A 20,307-nucleotide genomic window follows, 5' to 3' on the forward strand; every position below is an offset into this window, starting at 1 on the left:
GTTCCACCCTATGTCGGGCCACCGACGCCCCGGCACAGCCTCCGGGGCTGCGACCTCAGCTGACCGTGAAGGTGTCTCCGGTGACGGTGACCGTCTTCGCCGTCAGTCCCTGCTCGGCCGGTCCGGACACCCGGGCGCCGGTCGTGAGGTCGAAGTGGCTGCCGTGCGACGGGCACACGAGCTGGCCGTCCTCGACCCTCCTGACGGGGTTCTGCTGGTGCGGGCACGTCATGTCGAAGGCCTTGAGGACGCCGGCCTCCGGCTGCGTGACGATGGTGCTCGTGTCGGGGTAGAACGCGGCTCCGCCGACCGGAACCTCCGAGACCGGGGTGCCGCCGGCCGCGGCACTCGACGTGGCCGCGCTGGTCGAGGTGGCTCCGGCCGAGCCCGTCGCTGCCGACGAGGAACCGCCGGTGCTGGAGGACGGAGCGACACTCGGGACCGGCGGGCTGCTGCACGCGGCGAGGGCGCCCGCGCAGAGCGCGAAGCCACCGGCCCGCAGGATCGAGCGACGGTCGGCGACGAAGCCGGCCCGACCGGTGAGGCGCTCGATGGACGCGTCGCAGGTGCTGGTGTCGTCCGGCTCCGTGGTGCTGGACGGGGTGGGCTCGGTCATGCGTTCCTCTTCCGGGTCGTGGTGGAGGACCTCGTCTTGCTCACCGTCGTGCTCGACGTGGTCTTCTTCGCGGCGGCGGTGGTGGCACCCCCTCGTGCGCGACCGCTCGCCTTCGTGGACGTCACTGTGCGACCCGTCCCTGTGCTCGGCCCGTCAGATCGCTGTGAACCCGCGGTGCCCTGCTTCGTCGACCCGCCGCGCGTCGTGCTGCGCGCCGTCGTGCGGCTCGTCGTGCGGCTCGTCGTGCGGGCGGTGCGCTCGAGGATCGGCCGGAGGAAGCGGCCGGTGTGGCTCGCCTCGACGGCGGCGACGTCCTCGGGCGTCCCCTCGGCGATGACCGCACCACCGCCGGAGCCGCCCTCGGGTCCCAGGTCGATGATCCAGTCGGCGTTCTTGATGACATCGAGGTTGTGCTCGATGACGATGACGGTGTTGCCCTTGTCGACGAGCCCCTGGAGCACGTCGAGGAGCTTGCGGATGTCCTCGAAGTGCAGTCCGGTCGTCGGCTCGTCGAGGACGTAGATGGTGCGTCCGGTGGATCGCTTCTGCAGCTCGCTCGCGAGCTTGACGCGCTGCGCCTCACCACCGGAGAGGGTCGGCGCCGGCTGGCCGAGGCGCACGTAGCCCAGGCCGACGTCGTTGAGGGTCTTGAGGTGGCGCGAGATCGCGGGGACCGCCTCGAAGAAGGTCGCCGCCTCCTCGATCGGCATGTCGAGCACGTCGGCGATCGTCTTGCCCTTGAAGTGCACCTCCAGCGTCTCGCGGTTGTAGCGGGCACCGTGGCACACCTCGCACGGGACGTAGACGTCGGGCAGGAAGTTCATCTCGATCTTGATCGTGCCGTCTCCGGAGCAGGCGTCGCAGCGTCCGCCCTTGACGTTGAAGGAGAACCGGCCCGGCTGGTAGCCGCGGATCTTGGCCTCCGTCGTCTCGGCGAAGAGCTTGCGCATGTTGTCGAAGACGCCGGTGTAGGTGGCTGGGTTCGATCGGGGTGTGCGTCCGATCGGGCTCTGGTCGACATGCACGACCTTGTCGAGCTGGTCGAGGCCCGTGACGGTCTTGTGCCGGCCCGGGACGTGCCGCGCGCCGTTGAGCTTGTTGGCGAGGACGTTGTAGAGGATGTCGTTGACCAGTGTCGACTTGCCGGAGCCGGAGACGCCCGTGACGGCGACGAGGTTGCCCAGCGGGAAGCTCACGGAGACGTTCCGGAGGTTGTTCTCGCGCGCGCCGGTGACCGTGATCTGGCGGCCGTCGTGGCCGCGGCGCACGTCGGGTGTGGGGACCTCCCGGCGCCCCGAGAGGTACATGCCGGTCAGTGAGTCGGGGTGCTCGAGCAGGCCCTTGACCGGGCCGGAGTGCACGACGTGTCCGCCGTGCTCGCCGGCGCCGGGGCCGATGTCGACGACCCAGTCGGCGGTCGCGATGGTGTCCTCGTCGTGCTCGACGACGATGAGCGTGTTGCCGAGGTCGCGCAGGCGGGTCAGCGTCTCGATGAGTCGGTGGTTGTCTCGCTGGTGCAGCCCGATCGACGGCTCGTCGAGGACGTAGAGGACGCCCACGAGACCCGAGCCGATCTGGGTGGCGAGGCGGATGCGCTGCGCCTCCCCGCCCGACAGCGTGCCCGCGGGGCGGTCGAGCGACAGGTAGTCGAGGCCGACGTCGAGCAGGAAGCCGAGGCGCGCGTCGATCTCCTTGATGACGCGCTCGGCGATCTGCTGCTCGCGCGTCGTGAAGTCGACGGTGTCGAGGAAGCCGGCCGCCTCGCTGATGGCGAGCGCGCAGACCTCCGAGATGTTCTTGCCGCCGACCAGCACGGCGAGCGACTCGGGCTTGAGGCGGGCGCCCCGGCAGACGGGGCACGGGACCTCGCGCATGAAGCCCTCGTAGCGGTCACGGCTCCAGTCGGAGTCGGTCTCGGAGTGGCGCCGCTTGATGAAGGGCACGACGCCCTCGAAGCCCGTCGTGTAGGACCGGTCGCGGCCGTAGCGGTTCTTGTACCTGACGTGCACCTTGTAGTTCTCGCCGTGGAGCAGCGCCTCCTTGGCGCGCTCGGGAAGGGCCCGCCACGGCGCGTCCATCGGGAACTTCATGTCCTCGGCGAGCGCCGCCATGACGCGCTGGAAGTACTCCGCGGACCCGGAGCCCTGCGCCCACGGCTGGATCGCGCCCTCCGCGAGCGACAGGTCGTCGTCGGGCACGACGAGCTCGGGGTCGACCTCGAGCTCGGTGCCGATGCCGGTGCACGTCGGGCACGCACCGAACGGCGAGTTGAACGAGAAGGACCGCGGCTGGATCTCGTCCATCCCGAGCGGGTGGTTGTTGGGGCAGGCCATCTTCTCCGAGAACCGGCGCTCGCGGTCCTTGTCCTTGGCCTCACGGTCGACGAAGTCGATGATGACGACGCCGCCGGCGAGGCCGAGCGCGGTCTCGACCGAGTCGGTGAGGCGACGCTTGGAGCCGGCGTCGTCGCCCTTGGCGACGAGGCGGTCGACGACGACCTCGATGGTGTGCTTCTTCTGCTTCTCGAGGGCGGGTGGCTCCGTGAGGGAGACGACCTCGCCGTCGACACGAGCGCGCGAGAAGCCCTTGGTCTGCAGCTCGGCGAAGAGGTCGACGAACTCGCCCTTGCGGCCCTGCACGACCGGGGCGAGGACCTGGAAGCGGGTGCGGTCCTCGAGCGTGAGGAGCTGGTCGACGATCTGCTGGGGCGACTGTCGCGTCACCGGCTCGCCGCAGACCGGGCAGTGCGGCCTGCCGGCCCGCGCGAAGAGCAGTCGGAGGTAGTCGTAGACCTCGGTGATGGTGCCGACGGTCGAGCGTGGGTTGCGGTTGGTGGACTTCTGGTCGATGGACACCGCCGGCGACAGGCCCTCGATGAAGTCGACGTCGGGCTTGTCCATCTGCCCGAGGAACTGCCTGGCGTACGCCGACAGCGACTCGACGTAGCGACGCTGCCCCTCCGCGAAGATCGTGTCGAAGGCGAGGCTCGACTTGCCCGATCCCGACAGCCCGGTGAAGACGATGAGGCTGTCACGGGGAAGGTCGACCGACACGTCGCGGAGGTTGTGCTCGCGCGCGCCGCGGACGACGAGGGAATGGGCGTTGCCGGTGGGCGTAGCAGTCACGCCCAACATGCTAGGTGGGGTCGCCGACAGTACCCCTATCGGCGGGGGTGCGGAGGCGACACGGGCGGGGCCAGGGTGCGGCGCACCAGGGCCTGCGGGACGGCATACTCGCAGTCATGAGTGAGCACGCGCCCACCCCGATCGAGGACTACGCCGTGCTCGGCGACCTCCACACCGCCGCGCTCGTGAGCCGGCGAGGCTCGATCGACTGGTTGTGCCTCCCCCGATTCGACTCGCGCGCGTGCTTCTCGGCCCTGCTCGGCAGGCCCGAACACGGCCGGTGGCTCATCGCGCCCGTCGACGAGGACGCGGTCACGACACGCCGCTACGTCGGCAACTCGTTCGTCCTCGAGACGATCCACGAGACCTCGACCGGCCGGGTCAAGGTCACCGACGTCATGCCGCTCGGCGACGGGCGCTCCGACGTCCTGCGCCGCGTCGATGGGCTCGAGGGCACGGTGCGGATGGTGCACGAGTGGACCGTGCGCTTCAACTACGGCCGCACCCGCCCGTGGGTCATGCGGGACACCGAGGACCTCGGGGATCGCATCGACGAGATCATCACCGCGATCGCCGGCCCCGACATGCTCGTGCTCCGTGGCGCCCGGCTCCCCCACGCCCAGGACGGTCACCACGTCGACGAGTTCGACGTCTCGGCGGGCGAGGTGCTCACCTTCTCGACGACGTGGTTCCGCAGCCACGAGCCCATCCCGCCCCCGCTCCGCATCCGCACGCGAATCATGGAGACGATCGCGCTCAGCGAGGAGTACGCGGCGCGGAGCCACTACACCGGCCCGTACGCGTCGGTCGTGACGCGCTCGCTTCTCGTGCTGCGCGGGCTCACGCACCAGGCGACGGGCGGCATCGTGGCGGCCGCCACGTCGTCGCTGCCCGAGGAGTTCGGCGGCGAGCGCAACTGGGACTACCGCTTCTGCTGGCTGCGCGACGCCGCGCTCACGCTCGAGGCGATGCTCGGCTGCGGCTATGTGGAGGAGACCGAGCTGTGGCGGGCCTGGCTGCTGAGGGCCGTCGCCGGTGACCCAGAGGACATGCAGATCATGTACCGCGTCGACGGCGGACGTGACCTCCCCGAGCGGGTGCTGAGCCATCTCCCGGGGTATGCCGGGTCGCAGCCCGTGCGCGTGGGCAACGCCGCGGTGGACCAGCGGCAGACCGATGTGCTGGGCGAGGTGATGATCTCGCTCGACCACGCCCGCTCGCGCGGCCTCGAGGAGAACGACGACTCGTGGCACCTTCAGCGAGCCCTCGTCAACCACCTCGCGAAGCACTGGGAGGAGGCCGACAACGGCCTGTGGGAGATCCGCGGCCCGCTCCGGCACTTCACGCACTCCCGGGTCATGGTGTGGGCGGCGTTCGACCGGGCCATCCGCGCCGTCGAGCAGCACGGTCTCGAAGGGCCGGTGGACGAGTGGCGCGAGCTGCGCGACCGGGTGCGCGAGGAGGTCATGGAGAAGGGCTTCAGCGTCGAGAGGAACACGTTCGTCCAGCACTACGACACGACGGAGGTCGACGCGTCGCTCCTCATCCTGTCGTCGATCGGCTTCGTGGACGGCGACGACCCGCGCATGCTCGGCACCATCGCGGCCGTCGAGCACGACCTGATGCGTGACGGCCTCGTCATGCGCTACCGGACCGAGACCAACGTCGACGGGATCGCCGGCGACGAGCACCCCTTCCTGGCCTGCTCCTTCTGGCTCGTGACCGCCTACGCGAAGGCGGGTATGACGACGGAAGCCACCGAGCTGATGGACCGCCTCGTCGGTCTCACGAACGACGTCGGCCTGCTCTCGGAGGAGTACGACCCGATCGGCGAGCGCATGGTGGGCAACTTCCCGCAGGCGTTCTCGCACCTGACTCTCGTCGGAGCCGCGCTGGCCCTCGAGAAGGCGACCGGAAAGGCGACGCATGAAGCACGCTGACGTGACGGCCGAGCACGTCACAGCCGAGACCGAGCGGCTGCTCTCGACGGCCGCGAGCTTCCGCAACGACGCCGTCCTCGCGCCGTCCCTGTGCGAGGGCTGGTCGCGCGGCCACGTCCTGTCGCACGTGGCCCGCAACGCCGATGCCCTCGTCCGGGTGTGCGACGTGGCCCTGACCGGCACCACCGACACCATGTACGACGACGCCGAGGCCCGCGATGCCGACATCGCCCGGGGCGCTCGACGGTCGGCGGACGACCAGGCCACGGACATCCGCGACAGCGCCGCGCGCCTGGCCGAGCGGCTCCAGGCGTTGCGCCCGGAGCACGCCGAGGTGCGGGTCGAGCGGACGCCGGGCGGGTTCCCCATCGAGGTCCGGATGGTCCCGTTCATGCGTCTGCGCGAGGTCGTCTACCACCACGTCGACCTCGACGCCGGCTACACCTTCGCGAACGCCCCCGCAGAGGTCGTCGCACTGTTCCTGCGCGACGCCGTCAACCGGCTGGCCCATGACGACAGCCCGCCGTCGTTGCACATCGCCACGACCGAGGGCGACGACCACACGGTCGGCGACGGCACGACCCGGGTCACGGGAGCGCGCGCCGACGTGCTCATGTGGCTCGCCCGCGGGCACACCGACGGCGTCGAGCTCGACGGCCCCGTGCCGACCCTGCCGTTCGGAGGCTGACCCGTGACCGACTCGCGGTCGGCCGACGACTACACCGGCCACGTCACCCCAGGCGGGCCGGCACAGGTGCGCGAGCTGCCCGGGCTGACGATCCGCAAGCTGTCGGTCGGCTCGTTCGACAACAACGCCTACCTGCTGACGTGCCGGGCGACGGGCCGACAGCTGCTCATCGACGCGGCGGCCGAGGCGGACCGCCTGCTCGACCTCGTCACCTCAGGCGGCGAGGGCCTCGACACCGTGGTGACGACGCACCAGCACCACGACCACGTCGGCGCCCTGGCCGAGGTCGTGTCCGCCACGGGCGCCCGCACCGTCGCCGGCAGAGACGACGCGGACGCCCTGCCCGTCGAGGTCGACGTGCGCGTCGGCCAGGGTGACACCGTCCGCGTCGGTGACGTGACGCTCGACGTCATCCACCTGCGCGGCCACACCCCCGGCTCCGTCGCGCTCGCCTACGCCGACCCCGGGGGCCACACGCACCTCTTCACGGGCGACAGCCTCTTCCCCGGCGGTATCGGCAACACGAAGAACCCGGGCCAGAGCTTCGAGGCGCTCATCGAGGACGTGACGACTCGCGTCTTCGCCGTCTACGACGACGCCACGTGGTTCTACCCCGGCCACGGCGACGACTCGACGCTCGGGGCGGAACGTCCGCACCTGGACGAGTGGCGCGCTCGCGGCTGGTGACGGCATACGTCCTCGGGCCACGCCACCCCACACACACCAGTCGAGTACTACACCCGGTGCAAAGTGCCCACTCGACCTTGGGACGGGGTCGGTACACGCCCAGGGCCCGCCCATCACCCACACCACAGCGACAGACCAGCCAGTCGAGTGGGCACTTTGCACCGTCGCCGGCCCGGTGCGAAGTGCCCACTCGACCTCGGAACGGGTCGGTACACGCCCAGGGCCCGCCCATCACCCACACCACAGCGACAGACCAGCCAGTCGAGTGGGCACTTTGCACCGTCGCCGGCCCGGTGCGAAGTGCCCACTCGACTCGAGAACGGTCGGGTACACCCGGTGCGAAGTGCCCACTCGACGTGGACGGGCGATGTATGCCGTGTGGTGGCCGCGGCGGTCAGGGCGAGCTCGGCCGGTCCGACCGGATGGGCAGCCGGACGCGGAACCTCGTGTCGCCGGGCTGTGACTCGATCTCGATCGTCCCGCCGTGTCGCTCGACGATGATGCGTCGGGCGATGTCGAGACCGAGACCCGTGCCGCTCCCGACGTCCTTCGTCGTGTAGAACGCCTCGAACGCGCGCTGCTGCGCCTCGGGGCTCAGGCCGGTGCCGGTGTCACCGACCTCGACGAGCACCGCGTCGCCGTCGAGCCGCGTTCGCACGGTGAGGGTGCCGGAACCGTCCATGGCGTCGACGGCGTTGTCGACGAGGTTGGTCCACACCTGGTTGAGCTCGCCGGGCATCCCTTCGACGAGCGGGACGTCACTCCCCCAGTCGCGTACGACGGTGATGCCCTCGCGCAACCGCGGACCCATGACGAGGAGCGTGCTCTCGAGGCCTTCACGAAGGTCGACCCGCTGGTGCGAGGCCCGATCCATCTGGGAGTACGTCTTGATGCCTGCCACCAGCTCCGACACTCGACCGGTCGACTCGCGCACCTCGGCGAGCAGCGAGGAGACGTCGATGGTGCGGGCGACCCAGCCGAGCGACGCCTCGAGGGCATCGGTTGTGGTCACGGCTGCCGCCCGTTCGAGCCACGTGATGTCGGCCCCGGCCGACACCAGCGGCGGAGCGAGCTCCCACGGTCTCTCGACACCCGCGCGCTGGAGCCAGCTGCCGAGCTCCTCCTCGCGGTCGGCGGTCTCCAGCGGGTCGGGTAGCGCCGACGGCGGCTGCAGCTCCCGGCGCAACGCGTCGAGCGCGCTGAACTGAACAGCCGTCAGCTCGCGAACCGCCATCTGCCGCAGCGACTCCAGCAGGCCGTCGCAGGCGCGCTCGAGCTCGGCGGCCGACCGGGCGGCCGCCGCCGCGGGGTTGTTGATCTCGTGGGCGAGCCCGGCAGCCAGCGTGCCGAGGGTGACGAGACCGTTGCGTTGGCGCGCCGTGGCCTCGATCGAGCGCGCCGTCACGTAGAGGCCGGCGACGAGGTGCGCCGCGAAGGGGAACCACTCGTTGGCGAGGTCATGGAGGCGCTCGGACGACACGCGCAGGAGTCGCCCGGGCGTCACGCCGCGCGCGGTGGCGAGGTAGACGCCCTGCTCGTCCCACGCCCGGAAGCCCCCAGCCCAGCGGCCGGGCACATCCATCCGGCCGACGACGACGTCCTCGCGCCCGACGTGACGCGAGAGGTCGAGGGCCCCGTCGACGAGCACCCACCAGTAGTCCGCGTGGTCGCCCTCGACCCACACCACCTCTCCCGGGACGACCGGCACCTCGTCGCTGCCCGCGAGCAGCTCGGCGAGCTGGTCGTCGCGGAGACCGTCGAAGAGCGGGACCGTCCTGAGGGCGGCGAGGTCGAGCATGGCGGGTCCTGTCTGCAGTCAGATCGTGGCGAGGTAGCGGTGGACGAAGTAGACCGACATCGACCCCTCGCCGACCGCCGAGGCGACGCGCTTCATCGAGTCGGAGCGCACGTCACCGGCCGCGAAAACGCCGGGCAGGCTGGTCTCGAGGGCGAAGGGCGGGCGCGGCAGCGACCACCCGCCCGCCTGCGGACCGGTGACGAGGTCGTGTCCCGTGACGATGAAGCCGTGGTCGTCGCGCGACACCTCGGCGCCGAGCCAGTCCGTCCTCGGGGAGGCCCCGATGTAGACGAAGAGCCAGGCGGCGTCGACCACGGTCGTCGCCCCCGTGTGCCTGTCGGCGAGGGTGAGGCGCTCGAGATGCCCGTCCCCGTCGGCACCGACGACCTCGGTGCGGCAGAGCACCCGGATGCGGTCGTCGGCGCGGATCCGCTCCACGAGGTACTGGGACATGCTCGCCTCGAGGGAGTCGCCGCGGACGAGCAGGGTGACGCGCCGGGCGAACCTCGCGAGGTTGAGGACGGCCTGTCCCGCGGAGTTCGCGGCGCCGACGACGTAGACCTCGTCGCCCTTGCAGGCCGTGGCCTGGGCGGCGTTCGAGCCGTAGTGCACGCCGCGCCCGGTGAGGGCATCGATTCCGGCCGCCTCCAGCCGCCGGTACACGACGCCGGTGGCCAGGACGACGCTGCGGGCCTCGATGTCGTCGGAGCCCTCGAGCCTGACCGCGCGCACCGGGCCGCGCGCCTCCAGGGCGACGACGTCACGGGCCAGCACCATCTCGGCGCCGAAGCGCCGCGCCTGTGCGATGGCGCGTTGCGCCAGGTCGGACCCCGAGAGCCCACGCGGGAAACCGAGGTAGTTCTCGATCGCAGCGCTCTGGCCGGCTTGGCCTCCCGGCGCGTCGTGCTCGACGACGACCGTGCTCAGTCCCTCGGAGGCGGCGTAGACCGCGGCAGCGAGACCGGCCGGCCCACCACCGACGATGCAGAGGTCGTAGAGGTCGCGCTCGGCCCGGGTCCGCAGGCCTAGGGCCGTCGCGACGGCGACCGTCGTGGGCGCCCGCAGCGTGTCGCCATCAGGGACGAGGACCAACGGCAGGTCCTCGGGCTTCGCCTGGGCGAGGTCCCGCAGCCGCGCACCCTCCTCGTCGCGCTCGACGTCGAGCCACACGTAGGGCACGTGGTTGTTCGCGAGGAACGCCTTGACGAGCTGGCTGCCTTCGGACCACCGGTCGCCGACGACGCGGACGTCGTTGGTCTCGTCGGGATGTGCGTTGCGCCAGTCCGAGAGGAGGTCGTCGACGACGGGGTAGAGGCGGTCCTCCGGCGGGTCCCAGGGCTTGAGCAGGTAGTGGTCGAGGCCGATGTCGTTGATCGCCGAGATCGCGACGTCGGTGTCGGCGTATGCCGTGAGCAGCAGCAGCTTCGCGTCGGGCGCGTCGACGTGCACCCGGGCGAGCAGCTCGATGCCGGTCATGCCCGGCATCCGCTGGTCAGAGGCGACGAGCGCGACCGGCTGTCCGCGCAGGACGAGCCGGCCGACCACGTCGAGGGCTTCGGCGCCCGAACCGGCGCGCACGATGCGGTAGTCCGCGCCGTAGCGTGCCCTGAGGTCCCTGGCGATCGCGGCGGAGACCGGCGCGTCGTCGTCGACCGTGATGATGGCCGGTCTCGTCACGCCCTCAGACTACGAGCGAGAGGGCGCCGCCGGGCCGCACTCGCGACGGTTCGCGGCGACCCCGCCCACGGCATACGGGATCAGTCGGGCAAGCCGGACGCGCCACGTGACCGCCGTCGGCTGCCGGCGGGACCTACTGGGCGCCTTCGAGCGACTCCTGGGGCTCGAACTCGGCGATGAGTGACTCGAGCTCGGACCTCACGAAGTCGAGGTCAGCGGAGACGTTCGTCAGCAGGATGTGACGCCTGGGGTTGTTGGCCACCGAGAGACCGACGCCGAGACGTGACTGGCCGTGTCGGTCGCGCCAGGCTCGCTCGAGCCGCGGTCCGCCCGTCCAGTCGACCGGGGCGTGGAGCCATCCCTGTACGTCGACGAGGTCGCCGTCCGGGCCGTGCCGACGGTTCTTCGGCGGGTCGAATCCTTCTAGGGTGATTCGCTCTTCCATACCTCTGAAGGTACGGCCACCGACGCACGCGGGCCAGCACCTCGGCAAGGTCCACATCGACTCGGCAGGTGAGTGCCAGCGGGATGTCAGGAATCCCCGCCGACACGACTGGGGTGCAAGGGTGCCCGTCGACGTCGACGGGTGCACGGACGCGCGCCGGCTCCCGGCCGGCGTGGGCGACGGCGCAGGCGTGGTGCGAGGATGGCGAGCGTGAGCTCGACCGTCACCGCCACCCATCGCGTCCGCGTCCCCGTCACCACCGTCTGGTCCGCCCCCGAGAGCCCCCGTCCCGTCGACGCACCCGTCGTCGCCGACGAGCCCGACGTGCTCGGATGGCTGGCCGCTCTCGACGCGAACAGCGCGGACGACGAGTCCGGCGACGGACGCCTGGGCCTGCACGGCAGGGTCGAGTCGCAGCTGCTCCTCGGCGAGCCTGTGACCGTGACCGACACGGACTCGTCCGGGCGGTGGGCGCACGTCGTCGCGCCGTGGCAGATCTCGCCGAAGGATGACCGCGGCTACCCGGGATGGGTGCCCCGGGCGCACCTCGAGACACTGCCGGTCGGGGCCGACGTCGGCTGGCCCGGACGGGAGCCGGCAACCACGGACGGCGACGATCACCCCGCCGTCGCGGAGGCACGACGCCACATCGGCCTGCCGTACCTCTGGTCCGGTCTCTCGCCCCTCGGCTTCGACTGCTCGGGCCTCGTGCTGTACGCCTGGCGCCGGCTCGGCATCGTCGTCGCACGCGACGCCTACGCGCAGGCCGAGCTCGCTGCGCCCGTCGACCTCGACGACGTGCAGGCGGGCGACCTCTATTTCTTCGCCCGCCTCGGTCGGCGCGTCCACCACGTCGGGATCGTCGTCCGGCCGGACCGCATGGTCCACGCGTCCGAGACCGGCGGTGTGCTCGTCGAGGAGGACCTTTCCGACGAGCGCCTCGCGACGCTCGTCGCCGCAGGCCGCCTGCCGATGCCGTGAGCGTCGACCGTCGCACGGCTCCTCTGCTCGTCCTCGGTGGCATCGTCTCGGTCCAGTTCGGCGGTGCCTTCGCGGCCACGCTCGTCCCCCGGATCGGTGCGCCGGGCTCGGTCCTGCTGCGGCTCTTCTTCGCGATGGCCATCCTCTACGCCGTTGCCCGCCCCTCGTGGCGCCGTCGGAGCCGCCGCGACTGGGGCACCGTCGTCCTCTTCGGCCTCGTACTCGGAGCCATGAACACCACGTTCTACGCCTCGCTCGCCCACCTGCCCCTCGGGGTGGCCGTCACCATCGAGTTCCTCGGACCCCTCGGCCTCGCGGCCGCGCTGAGCCGCCGCGCGCGCGACGTCGTCGCCGTCGCCGCTGCAGCACTGGGAGTCGTCCTCGTGTCTGGTGTCCTGCACACGTCCTGGGACCGTCTCGACCTGGTCGGGGTCGGGCTCGCCGCGCTCGCCGGCATCCTGTGGGCCGCCTACATCGTCCTCAGTCAACGCACCGGTCGCGCCTTCGGCGGCCTCGACGGACTCGCCCTGGCGCTCATCGTCTCCTCGATCGCCGTGACCCCGCTCGGGCTCGCCTCGGTCGCTGAGTGGACGCCGGGCGACGTCGCGCTCGGGCTCGGGATCGCCATCCTGTCGTCCGTGCTGCCCTACTCGCTCGAGCTCGTCGCCCTGCGACACCTCGCGCAGCACGTGTTCGGCATCCTGCTCAGCCTCGAGCCGGTCCTCGGCGCGCTGGCCGGGTTCGTCGTGCTTCGCCAGGTGCTCGACCACTGGCAGGTCGCCGGCATGGCGCTCGTCGTGCTCGCCAGCGTCATCGTGCTCGGCGCCCAAGCACGGCCGGAGTCCCCCGACGCGGCCCTCGGACCCGGCTGATGACCTCCGTCTTGACCTCATGTCGACTCGAAGTCCTAGCGTCGGCCCATGACCTCGAACACCATGAGAGCTGAGCCCACGAAGCCCGACCTCGACGCACCCGGCGGACTGCTGTCGCCCGCGCTACGCGCGACGACGATCGGTGTCCTGGCCCTCGTCTCGCTGCACGCCTTCGAGGCGCTCGCGCTGACCACGGTCATGCCGACGATCGCCCGCGACCTCGAGGGCGACTCGCTCTATGCCATGGCGTTCACGGCAACCCTCGCGGCCGGCATCGTGAGCATCGTCTGGTCGGGCAACCTGGCCGACAGGCGAGGCCCCCGGCCGCCGCTGCTGCTCGGCCTGGTCCTCTTCGCGGTCGGGCTCGTCGTCGCGGGGCTCTCGGCGAACATGGTGGTGCTCGTCGTGGCGCGCGTCGTCCAGGGCCTGGGCGCCGGCATGACGAGCACGGCGCTCTACGTCCTCGTGACCCGCGTCTACCCACAGCGGCTGCACACCGCGATCCTCGCGGGCTTCTCGGCGGCATGGGTGGTCCCCTCGATCGCGGGTCCGTTCGTGGCGGGCCTCATCGCGCAGACGATCGGCTGGCGGTGGGTCTTCGGCCTCGCGCTCGTCGTCCTGCTGGTCGCCGCAGTCCTCCTCGGCCGGATCATCGCCGGGCTGCGCCAGGACCTCGTCGACGTGCCCTGGCGCTGGCGTTCGATCGCCGCGTCCGTCGTCCTCGCCGTCGCCGTCCTCGGTCTCAACGCCGTCGCCGACCGGCTCGACCCACTGGGGGTCGCGGTGGCGGTCCTGGCACTCGTCGTCGTCGGGCTGACGCTCCTGCCGCTGACCCCGCGCGGCACGTTGCGCGTGGCCCGAGGGCTGCCGGCCGACATCGCCCTGCGGGCCCTGGCCTTTGCGGCGTTCAGCGGCGCCGAGGTCTACCTGCCCCGGCTGCTCACCGAGCGCGACGGCCTGAGCCCAAGCCTCGCCGGCATCGCCCTCACCGTCACCGGCATCACGTGGTTCGCCGGCTCGTGGGTGCAGGGCCGATGGGACCGACGGTTCGAGATCGGCCGGACCGCGTCCGTGTCGCTCGCTGCGATGACGCTGACCCTCGGTGGGCTCGCGCTGGCGGTCGCCTTCGGCGCGCCCACCTGGGTCCTCGTCGCGACGTTCCCGGTGCTCGGCTTCGGCATCGGGACGCTCTACCCCAGGGTCACGGCGCAGGCGCTCTCCCGGGCGCAGTCGACCGAGCAGGGCTTCGTCAGCTCGGCGCTCCAGATCGGCGACTCGGCCGGCGCCGCCACGGCCATCGCGCTTTCGGCCATCGTCTTCGCGTCGGCGGGCTCCGCCGTTCCCGGCGCGTACGTCGCGGTCTTCGCGGTCATGGCGCTCCCGGCGGTCGTCGGCTGGCTCGCCGCGCACCGCGTGCGCTGACCACGTCAGGACGAGGCCACATTCCACCTGGTGGCGTCGTCCGGTCGCACGCGGTCGGCTACTGCTGGACGATCTTCCAGTAGGAGTCCTTGCGCCGGACGCGACCGTCGGCAGTCAGGTCGAAGAGGTCACAGCCTCGCACCCGCACCGGCTCTCCGCCGGTCGTCGTCCCGGTGAGCAGCCATCGCGATACGCCGTGCTCGCCGCACACCCAGTGCTCGTCCTCGGCGTAGTGCACGTCGGGCAGGCCGCGGAACCGTTGGGACAGCCCCTCGCGCACCGCCTCCCGACCTTCGAAACGGGTGCCCCACGGGTGGTCGCCCCGTGGGGTCTCCAGGACGCAGTCGTCGGTGAAGAAGCTCATGATCTCGTCGAGGTCGTGAGCGTTGAAGGCCGCGAGAAGGCGGGTGAGGACTTCGGCATCGCCGGCGTGCACGCGGTGATTATCGCAGCGCGCGTGGGCGAGAGCAGCGCGCCACGCGTCTCGACCTGCGACAGCCGTGAGCGCCCGGCGACCCAACGGGTCGACGGGCGCTCACGACGGCATACGACTCAGAGGGTGTCGTTCGTGCTCGCGCGGGCCGCCGAGCCAGAGCGGTCTGCGGCACCCGTCCCGTCGACGGAGGCATCGGACGTCGTGATGTCCGAGCCCTCCACGGTGACCGTGCCGGTGGCCGTCTCGAGGGCCGCGTCGCGGCGCGACTTCCACAGGCTGGCGACCGTCGTGACCCCGAGGATGAGGACGATGGCGCCGAGCGAGACGGAGATCGGGATGTCCGGCACACCGTGGATCGGCTGGCCCCCGTTGACGAACGGCAGGTTGTTCTCGTGCAGCGCGTGCATGACGAGCTTGACGCCGATGAAGGCGAGCAGCACGGCAAGGCCGATGCTGAGGTAGACGAGCCTCTTGAGCAGCCCACCGATGAGGAAGTAGAGCTGGCGCAGACCCATGAGGGCGAAGATGTTCGCCGTCAGGACGAGGAACGGCTCCTTCGTGAGGCCGTAGATGGCCGGGATGGAGTCGAGGGCGAAGAGCAGGTCGGTCGTGCCCAGCGCCAGGATGACGATGAACATCGGCGTGACGAGACGCTTGCCCTTCTCGATCACCGTGAGGTGGGTGCCGTTCCACGCCTTGGTGGCCGGAAAACGCTTCTCGACCCAGAGCAGGAACCGGTTCTCGTGGTACTCGTCGTCGTCGCTCTCGCCGCCCGTCGCGAGCTTGACCGCGGTGTAGATGAGGAACGCGCCGAAGATGTAGAAGACCCAGGCGTACGCGTTGATGACGACCGCGCCGAGCGCGATGAAGATGCCGCGCAGCACGATCGCGATGATGATGCCGATCATCAGGGCCGACTGCTGCAGCTTCTGCGGCACCTTGAAGCTGGCCATGATGAGGAGGAAGACGAAGAGGTTGTCGACCGACAGGGAGTACTCGGTCAGCCAGCCGGCGTAGAACTCGCCGGCGTACTGGCCACCCCACTCGAACCAGACGAACAGCCCGAAGAGCACGGCGGCGCCGACGTAGAACGCCAGGTGGCGTCCGGCCTCACCCATCGTCGGGACGTGCGGTCGTCGGGCGATGACGAGCACGTCGATGAGCAGGAACACGGTCATCAGACCGATCGTGAGGAACCAGCCCCAAGCTGGAACGTTCATGGGCACAACCTTCCGGTCACCAGATCAGTAACCGGAGGTCTCTCCCGCCCTGGCCCTGGGGCCGGGACCGACGGGACCGGGAGCGGCGGTGAGACCCACTCCGTGATGACGAGCCCGTCGTTTCGGGGATACTCCCCTCCGTGAACGCCTGAGTGTTTCACCCCGGGGGGTCGGGGCTCAAATCGGTCCCGCCCTCTGGTCACGACGGCCGCTTGCCGCGGGGCAGCCCGGCCACGACGATGTCGTACGACGTCTCGAGCGCCTCGAGCAGCTCGTCCTCCGGGATCGCGCCACCGATCCGCAGGGTGTTCCACCCGTGTCGGCCGATGTAGGCCATGACGGAGGCGTCGTCGGGGTAGCGGTGCAGCCACTCGTCGGCCTCCTGGCGGGTGCGTGCGCTCTTGACGCCGATCGACTCCTCGCCGAGGAAGACGAAGATCTTGTCGCCCACCTTGGCGACCGTGTCGCCCTCCCACGGCGAGTCCTCCCAGGCGCCCGGCAGGGCGAGAGCAGCGGTGCGCAGGCGAGCCGAGAGGCCGGGGTCGGCGGAGCGCCGCACCGTCATCGGGTGGCGGCGCTCATCTGCCGCAGCTCCTTCTTCAGGTCACCGATCTCGTCGCGCAAGCGCGCCGCGAGCTCGAAGTGCAGCTCGGCCGCGGCCTGGTGCATCTGCGTCGTCAGCTCCTGGATGAGACCCGCGAGGTCTGCGGCAGCCATGTCGGCCGGCCGGTTCGTGGAGCCACCCGCGGAGACACCGACGTCGGCAGCCATCGCGCCGCGACCCGCACCGCTCTTGCCGCGCGTCTGCATGCGCCCGGAGCCGAGCAGCTCCTGGGTGTCGGCGTCCTCGCGCTCGAGCAGGTCGGTGATGTCGGCGATCCTCTTGCGCAGCGGCGTCGGGTCGATGCCGTTCGCGGTGTTGTAGGCGACCTGCTTCGCGCGGCGACGGTTGGTCTCGTCGAGAGCCTGCTCCATCGAGGGCGTGACCTTGTCGGCGTACATGTGCACCTGGCCCGACACGTTTCGCGCGGCACGACCGATGGTCTGGATCAGCGACCGTGCGGACCGCAGGAAGCCCTCCTTGTCGGCGTCGAGGATCGAGACCAGGGAGACCTCGGGCAGGTCGAGACCCTCACGGAGCAGGTTGATGCCGACGAGGACGTCGAAGACACCGGTGCGCAGCTCGCGCAGCAGCTCGACACGACGGAGCGTGTCGATGTCGCTGTGCAGGTAGCGGACCCGGATGCCCTTGTCGAGAAGGTAGTCGGTGAGGTCCTCCGCCATCTTCTTCGTCAGGGTCGTGACGAGGACGCGCTCGTCGCGCTTCGTACGCTCCTGGATCTCGTGCATGAGGTCGTCGATCTGCCCCTTGGTGGGCTTGAGCACGACCTCGGGGTCGATGAGACCCGTCGGCCGGATGATCTGCTCGACCGGCGGACCGGACTTGGCCAGCTCGTACTCCCCCGGCGTCGCCGACAGGTAGATGGTCTGCCCGATGCGCTCGAGGAACTCCTCCCACTTGAGCGGCCGGTTGTCCATGGCGCTCGGGAGCCGGAAGCCGTGCTCGACGAGCATCCGCTTGCGAGACATGTCACCCTCGTACATCGCGCCGATCTGCGGCACGGTCTGGTGCGACTCGTCGAGCACGAGGAGGAAGTCCTCGGGGAAGTAGTCGAGCAGGCAGTTCGGGGCCGAGCCGGCGGTGCGGCCGTCGATGTGGCGGCTGTAGTTCTCGATGCCGTTGCAGAACCCGACCTGGCGCATCATCTCGATGTCGTACGTGGTGCGCATGCGCAGTCGCTGGGCCTCGAGGAGCTTGCCCTGCTTCTCGAAGAGCGCCAGCTGGTCCTCGAGCTCGAGCTCGATGCCGCGGATCGCACGCTCCATGCGCTGCGGGCCGGCGACGTAGTGCGAGGCCGGGAAGACATACATCTCCTGCTCCTCGTTGACGACCTCACCGGTCACGGGGTGCAGCGTGTAGATGCGCTCGATCTCGTCGCCGAAGAACTCGATCCGGATCGCGAGCTCCTCGTAGACGGGGATGATCTCGACCGTGTCGCCGCGCACCCGGAACGTGCCCCTCGTGAAGGCGAGGTCGTTGCGGGTGTACTGCATCTCGACGAAGCGGCGCAGCAGGTCGTCGCGCACGATCTCCTGGCCGACCTTGAGCCGGGCCATCCGGTCGACGTACTCCTGCGGCGTGCCGAGGCCGTAGATGCACGACACCGACGCGACGACGATGACGTCGCGGCGGGTCAGCAGCGAGTTGGTGGCCGAGTGCCGCAGCCGCTCGACCTCGTCGTTGACCGAGCTGTCCTTCTCGATGTAGGTGTCGGTCTGCGGGATGTACGCCTCGGGCTGGTAGTAGTCGTAGTAGCTGACGAAGTACTCGACGGCGTTGTTGGGCAGCAGCTCGCGGAACTCGTTGGCGAGCTGGGCGGCGAGGGTCTTGTTGGGCGCCATGACGAGAGTGGGGCGCTGCACCTGCTCGATGAGCCAGGCGGTCGTCGCCGACTTGCCTGTGCCGGTGGCCCCGAGCAGGACGGTGTCGGTCGCCCCCGCCTTGACCCGGCGCGCGAGCTCGGCGATGGCCGTCGGCTGGTCACCGCTCGGGGTGTAGTCGGAGATGACCTCGAAGGGCGCCACCGTGCGCTGGAGGTCGGTCGTGGGACGCATGGCTCAACCGTACGTCGGACGACCGACACCGCCCACGCCTACTGCTCCCAGACGTACGCCGGCCGCAGCTCGACCGTGTCGCCCGGGCCCGCGAACCGCGCCGCGAGCTCCTCCGCTCGCTCACGCGACTCCACGTCGAGCAGGAAGAAGCCCGCGAGGTGCTCCTTCGCCTCGGCGTAGGGCCCGTCGGTCGCGACGGCGGAGCCGGCGTCCCACCGGTAGAGCCGGGCGGATGCGGGATCGCCCAGCGCCTCACCGCCCTTGAGCTCACCGCTCGCCGACAGCTCCCCCAGCATGGCCTCGAAGTCGGCGTTCATCCGCTCACGCTGCTCCTGCGGCAGGGCGAGGTTCTCTGCGACGAAGTCACCGGTCGGGTGGCCCCACGGCTGCGGGTTGGAGTGGATGAGGATCACGTACTTCATGGATTGCTCCTTCGGGTCCCGGACGGCCAGTCTGCCGCCTCACAGGGGACGTCGGAGCCGACCGTCCCGTCTCGACGTCACGGCACCCGGTGCGTCCACCGCGACGTCGCGAACTTCTCGTCGACGAGCCGCTGTGCCTCGGCAAGCTCCTCCGCCGTGTAGTCGGCGTCCTTCGTGCGGTAGCGCCGCGCGAACGATGCCGCGAACGACTCGATGATGGCGTCCCGGCTCAGTCCCGTCTGGGAGCGCATCGGGTCGACGCGCTTGTTCGCCGACGTCGTGCCCTTGTCGCTCATCTTCTCCCGGCCGATCCGCAGCACCTCGAGCATCTTGTCGGCATCGATGTCGTAGGCCATCGTCACGTGGTGCAGCACGGCGCCGGCGACGAAGCGCTTCTGCGCGGCACCGCCGATCTTGCCCGCGTCGCTCGCGATGTCGTTGAGGGGCACGAAGTGGGCGTTTACGCCGATCTCGGCGAGCGCCCCGATCACCCACTCGTCGAGGAAGGCGTACGACCTCTCGAAGCTCAGGCCCTCGACGAGCGAGGTCGGCACGACGAGGGAGTAGGTGATCGTGTTGCCCGGCTCCATGAACATGGCGCCGCCTCCGGAGATCCGGCGCACGACCTCGATGCGGTGCCGCGCCGCCCCGTCCGGGTCGACCTCGTTGCGCACCGACTGGAACGACCCGATGACGACGAGCGGGCTGTCCCAGTCCCAGAAGCGGAGCGTCGGCGGGCGCTCGCCTGCCGCGACCTCGCGCGCGATGACCTCGTCGAGTGCGACGTGCAGCGCGGGGTGGAGCACCTTCGCGGGGATGATGTCGAAGACGTGGTCGTCCCATCCGGTGGCCTTGCCGAGCGCGCGCCGGACGGCGATGCCGACGGCCTCGGCCGTGAACCCGATGAGGGTGACGTCGTCGGCGAGGGCGCCGGTGACGGCCGCCGCGAGCTGGCCGACACCGGCCTCGACGGGCATCCCGGTCAGCGCCGCGTTGATGGCGTCGAGCGCCTCGTCGGGCTCGAGGAAGAAGTCGCCGGAGACGCTGACGTCGGAGAGCCTCCCCTGCGCCACATCCACGTCGACCGCCACGAGCTTGCCACCGGGAACCTTGTACTCACCGCGCATGTCACGCTCAACAGCGCGAACCACCGGCGTATGCCGGGTGCGTCCTAGATGTACCCGGCCACGACGTTGGTAGCAGCGAGCCTGCTTGAACAAACGAGAACCTCCGAATGGGATGTGGCTTGTCTAAGGCCCACTCCAACCCGGAGGTTCTCGTGTCCCACGGTAGTGCCCGGCT

At 70.5% G+C, this 20,307-nt stretch carries 17 protein-coding genes; 6 read left to right on the top strand and 11 right to left on the bottom strand.

The window, feature by feature from the left end; all coding sequences use genetic code 11:
- Positions 1–55: 55 nt before the first annotated feature.
- Positions 56–616 (bottom strand): Rieske (2Fe-2S) protein, encoded by a 561-nt coding sequence (locus ACFQU3_RS01315; RefSeq protein ID WP_385905318.1) that lies wholly within the window; start codon positions 614–616, stop codon positions 56–58.
- Positions 613–3,750 (bottom strand): excinuclease ABC subunit UvrA, encoded by a 3,138-nt coding sequence (gene uvrA / locus ACFQU3_RS01320; protein WP_385905321.1) that lies wholly within the window; start codon positions 3,748–3,750, stop codon positions 613–615. The genes ACFQU3_RS01315 and uvrA overlap by 4 nt, the downstream gene beginning before the upstream one ends.
- A 107-nt stretch (positions 3,751–3,857) precedes the next feature.
- Between uvrA and ACFQU3_RS01325 the strand changes: the two genes are divergently transcribed.
- Genes ACFQU3_RS01325 through ACFQU3_RS01335 form a run of 3 tightly spaced genes read left to right on the top strand, consistent with a single transcriptional unit; the run spans position 3,858 to position 7,056 of the window.
- The gene (locus tag ACFQU3_RS01325; RefSeq protein ID WP_385905324.1) at positions 3,858–5,681 is read left to right on the top strand and encodes a glycoside hydrolase family 15 protein; all 1,824 of its coding nucleotides are present in this window, start codon (positions 3,858–3,860) and stop codon (positions 5,679–5,681) included.
- Positions 5,668–6,369, top strand: a complete 702-nt coding sequence (locus tag ACFQU3_RS01330) for a maleylpyruvate isomerase family mycothiol-dependent enzyme (protein ID WP_385905326.1) — start codon at positions 5,668–5,670, stop codon at positions 6,367–6,369. The genes ACFQU3_RS01325 and ACFQU3_RS01330 overlap by 14 nt, the downstream gene beginning before the upstream one ends.
- 3 nt (positions 6,370–6,372) lie before the next feature.
- Positions 6,373–7,056: an MBL fold metallo-hydrolase gene (locus ACFQU3_RS01335; RefSeq protein WP_385905329.1), complete on the top strand. Its 684-nt coding sequence runs from the start codon at positions 6,373–6,375 to the stop codon at positions 7,054–7,056.
- A gap of 394 nt (positions 7,057–7,450) precedes the next feature.
- On the opposite strand, the gene ACFQU3_RS01340 is transcribed toward ACFQU3_RS01335, so the two are convergent.
- From ACFQU3_RS01340 to ACFQU3_RS01350, 3 genes are all read right to left on the bottom strand, one after another.
- Complete coding sequence (locus tag ACFQU3_RS01340) at positions 7,451–8,854, bottom strand: sensor histidine kinase (RefSeq protein ID WP_385905332.1); 1,404 nt, start codon at positions 8,852–8,854, stop codon at positions 7,451–7,453.
- Positions 8,855–8,872: 18 nt separating this feature from the next.
- Positions 8,873–10,531, bottom strand: a complete 1,659-nt coding sequence (locus ACFQU3_RS01345) for an FAD-dependent oxidoreductase (RefSeq protein ID WP_385905334.1) — start codon at positions 10,529–10,531, stop codon at positions 8,873–8,875.
- A 133-nt stretch (positions 10,532–10,664) separates the two neighbouring features.
- Positions 10,665–10,976, bottom strand: coding sequence for a hypothetical protein (locus tag ACFQU3_RS01350; RefSeq protein ID WP_385905337.1), 312 nt, complete (start codon positions 10,974–10,976; stop codon positions 10,665–10,667).
- A 210-nt stretch (positions 10,977–11,186) separates the two neighbouring features.
- Between ACFQU3_RS01350 and ACFQU3_RS01355 the strand changes: the two genes are divergently transcribed.
- Genes ACFQU3_RS01355 through ACFQU3_RS01365 form a run of 3 tightly spaced genes read left to right on the top strand, consistent with a single transcriptional unit; the run spans position 11,187 to position 14,251 of the window.
- Positions 11,187–11,957 carry a C40 family peptidase gene (locus ACFQU3_RS01355; RefSeq protein ID WP_385905340.1) on the top strand — a complete coding sequence of 257 codons (771 nt, stop codon included), beginning with the start codon at positions 11,187–11,189 and terminating at the stop codon, positions 11,955–11,957.
- Positions 11,954–12,829 carry a DMT family transporter gene (locus tag ACFQU3_RS01360; RefSeq protein ID WP_385905342.1) on the top strand — a complete coding sequence of 292 codons (876 nt, stop codon included), beginning with the start codon at positions 11,954–11,956 and terminating at the stop codon, positions 12,827–12,829. Before ACFQU3_RS01355 ends, ACFQU3_RS01360 begins: the two co-directional genes overlap by 4 nt.
- A gap of 48 nt (positions 12,830–12,877) precedes the next feature.
- A complete protein-coding gene (locus ACFQU3_RS01365) occupies positions 12,878–14,251 on the top strand; it encodes an MFS transporter (RefSeq protein ID WP_385905345.1) in 1,374 nt (457 codons plus the stop codon).
- 58 nt (positions 14,252–14,309) lie between these two features.
- On the opposite strand, the gene ACFQU3_RS01370 is transcribed toward ACFQU3_RS01365, so the two are convergent.
- The 6 genes from ACFQU3_RS01370 to ACFQU3_RS01395 form a co-directional block, all read right to left on the bottom strand.
- Complete coding sequence (locus ACFQU3_RS01370) at positions 14,310–14,687, bottom strand: nuclear transport factor 2 family protein (protein ID WP_385905348.1); 378 nt, start codon at positions 14,685–14,687, stop codon at positions 14,310–14,312.
- A 116-nt stretch (positions 14,688–14,803) separates the two neighbouring features.
- Positions 14,804–15,907, bottom strand: coding sequence for a TerC family protein (locus tag ACFQU3_RS01375; RefSeq protein WP_385905351.1), 1,104 nt, complete (start codon positions 15,905–15,907; stop codon positions 14,804–14,806).
- A 199-nt stretch (positions 15,908–16,106) separates the two neighbouring features.
- Positions 16,107–16,472 carry an MmcQ/YjbR family DNA-binding protein gene (locus ACFQU3_RS01380; protein WP_385905354.1) on the bottom strand — a complete coding sequence of 122 codons (366 nt, stop codon included), beginning with the start codon at positions 16,470–16,472 and terminating at the stop codon, positions 16,107–16,109.
- On the bottom strand, positions 16,469–18,583 hold the full coding sequence (gene uvrB / locus ACFQU3_RS01385; RefSeq protein ID WP_385905357.1) for an excinuclease ABC subunit UvrB: 2,115 nt from the start codon (positions 18,581–18,583) through the stop codon (positions 16,469–16,471). The genes ACFQU3_RS01380 and uvrB overlap by 4 nt, the downstream gene beginning before the upstream one ends.
- A 38-nt stretch (positions 18,584–18,621) precedes the next feature.
- On the bottom strand, positions 18,622–19,005 hold the full coding sequence (locus tag ACFQU3_RS01390) for a YciI family protein (RefSeq protein WP_385905359.1): 384 nt from the start codon (positions 19,003–19,005) through the stop codon (positions 18,622–18,624).
- Positions 19,006–19,082: 77 nt separating this feature from the next.
- The gene (locus ACFQU3_RS01395; RefSeq protein WP_385905362.1) at positions 19,083–20,132 is read right to left on the bottom strand and encodes a biotin/lipoate A/B protein ligase family protein; all 1,050 of its coding nucleotides are present in this window, start codon (positions 20,130–20,132) and stop codon (positions 19,083–19,085) included.
- Positions 20,133–20,307 lie beyond the last annotated feature (175 nt).

The sequence above is a fragment of the Terrabacter sp. GCM10028922 genome, from assembly GCF_042666095.1.
GTDB lineage: Bacteria > Actinomycetota > Actinomycetes > Actinomycetales > Dermatophilaceae > Terrabacter.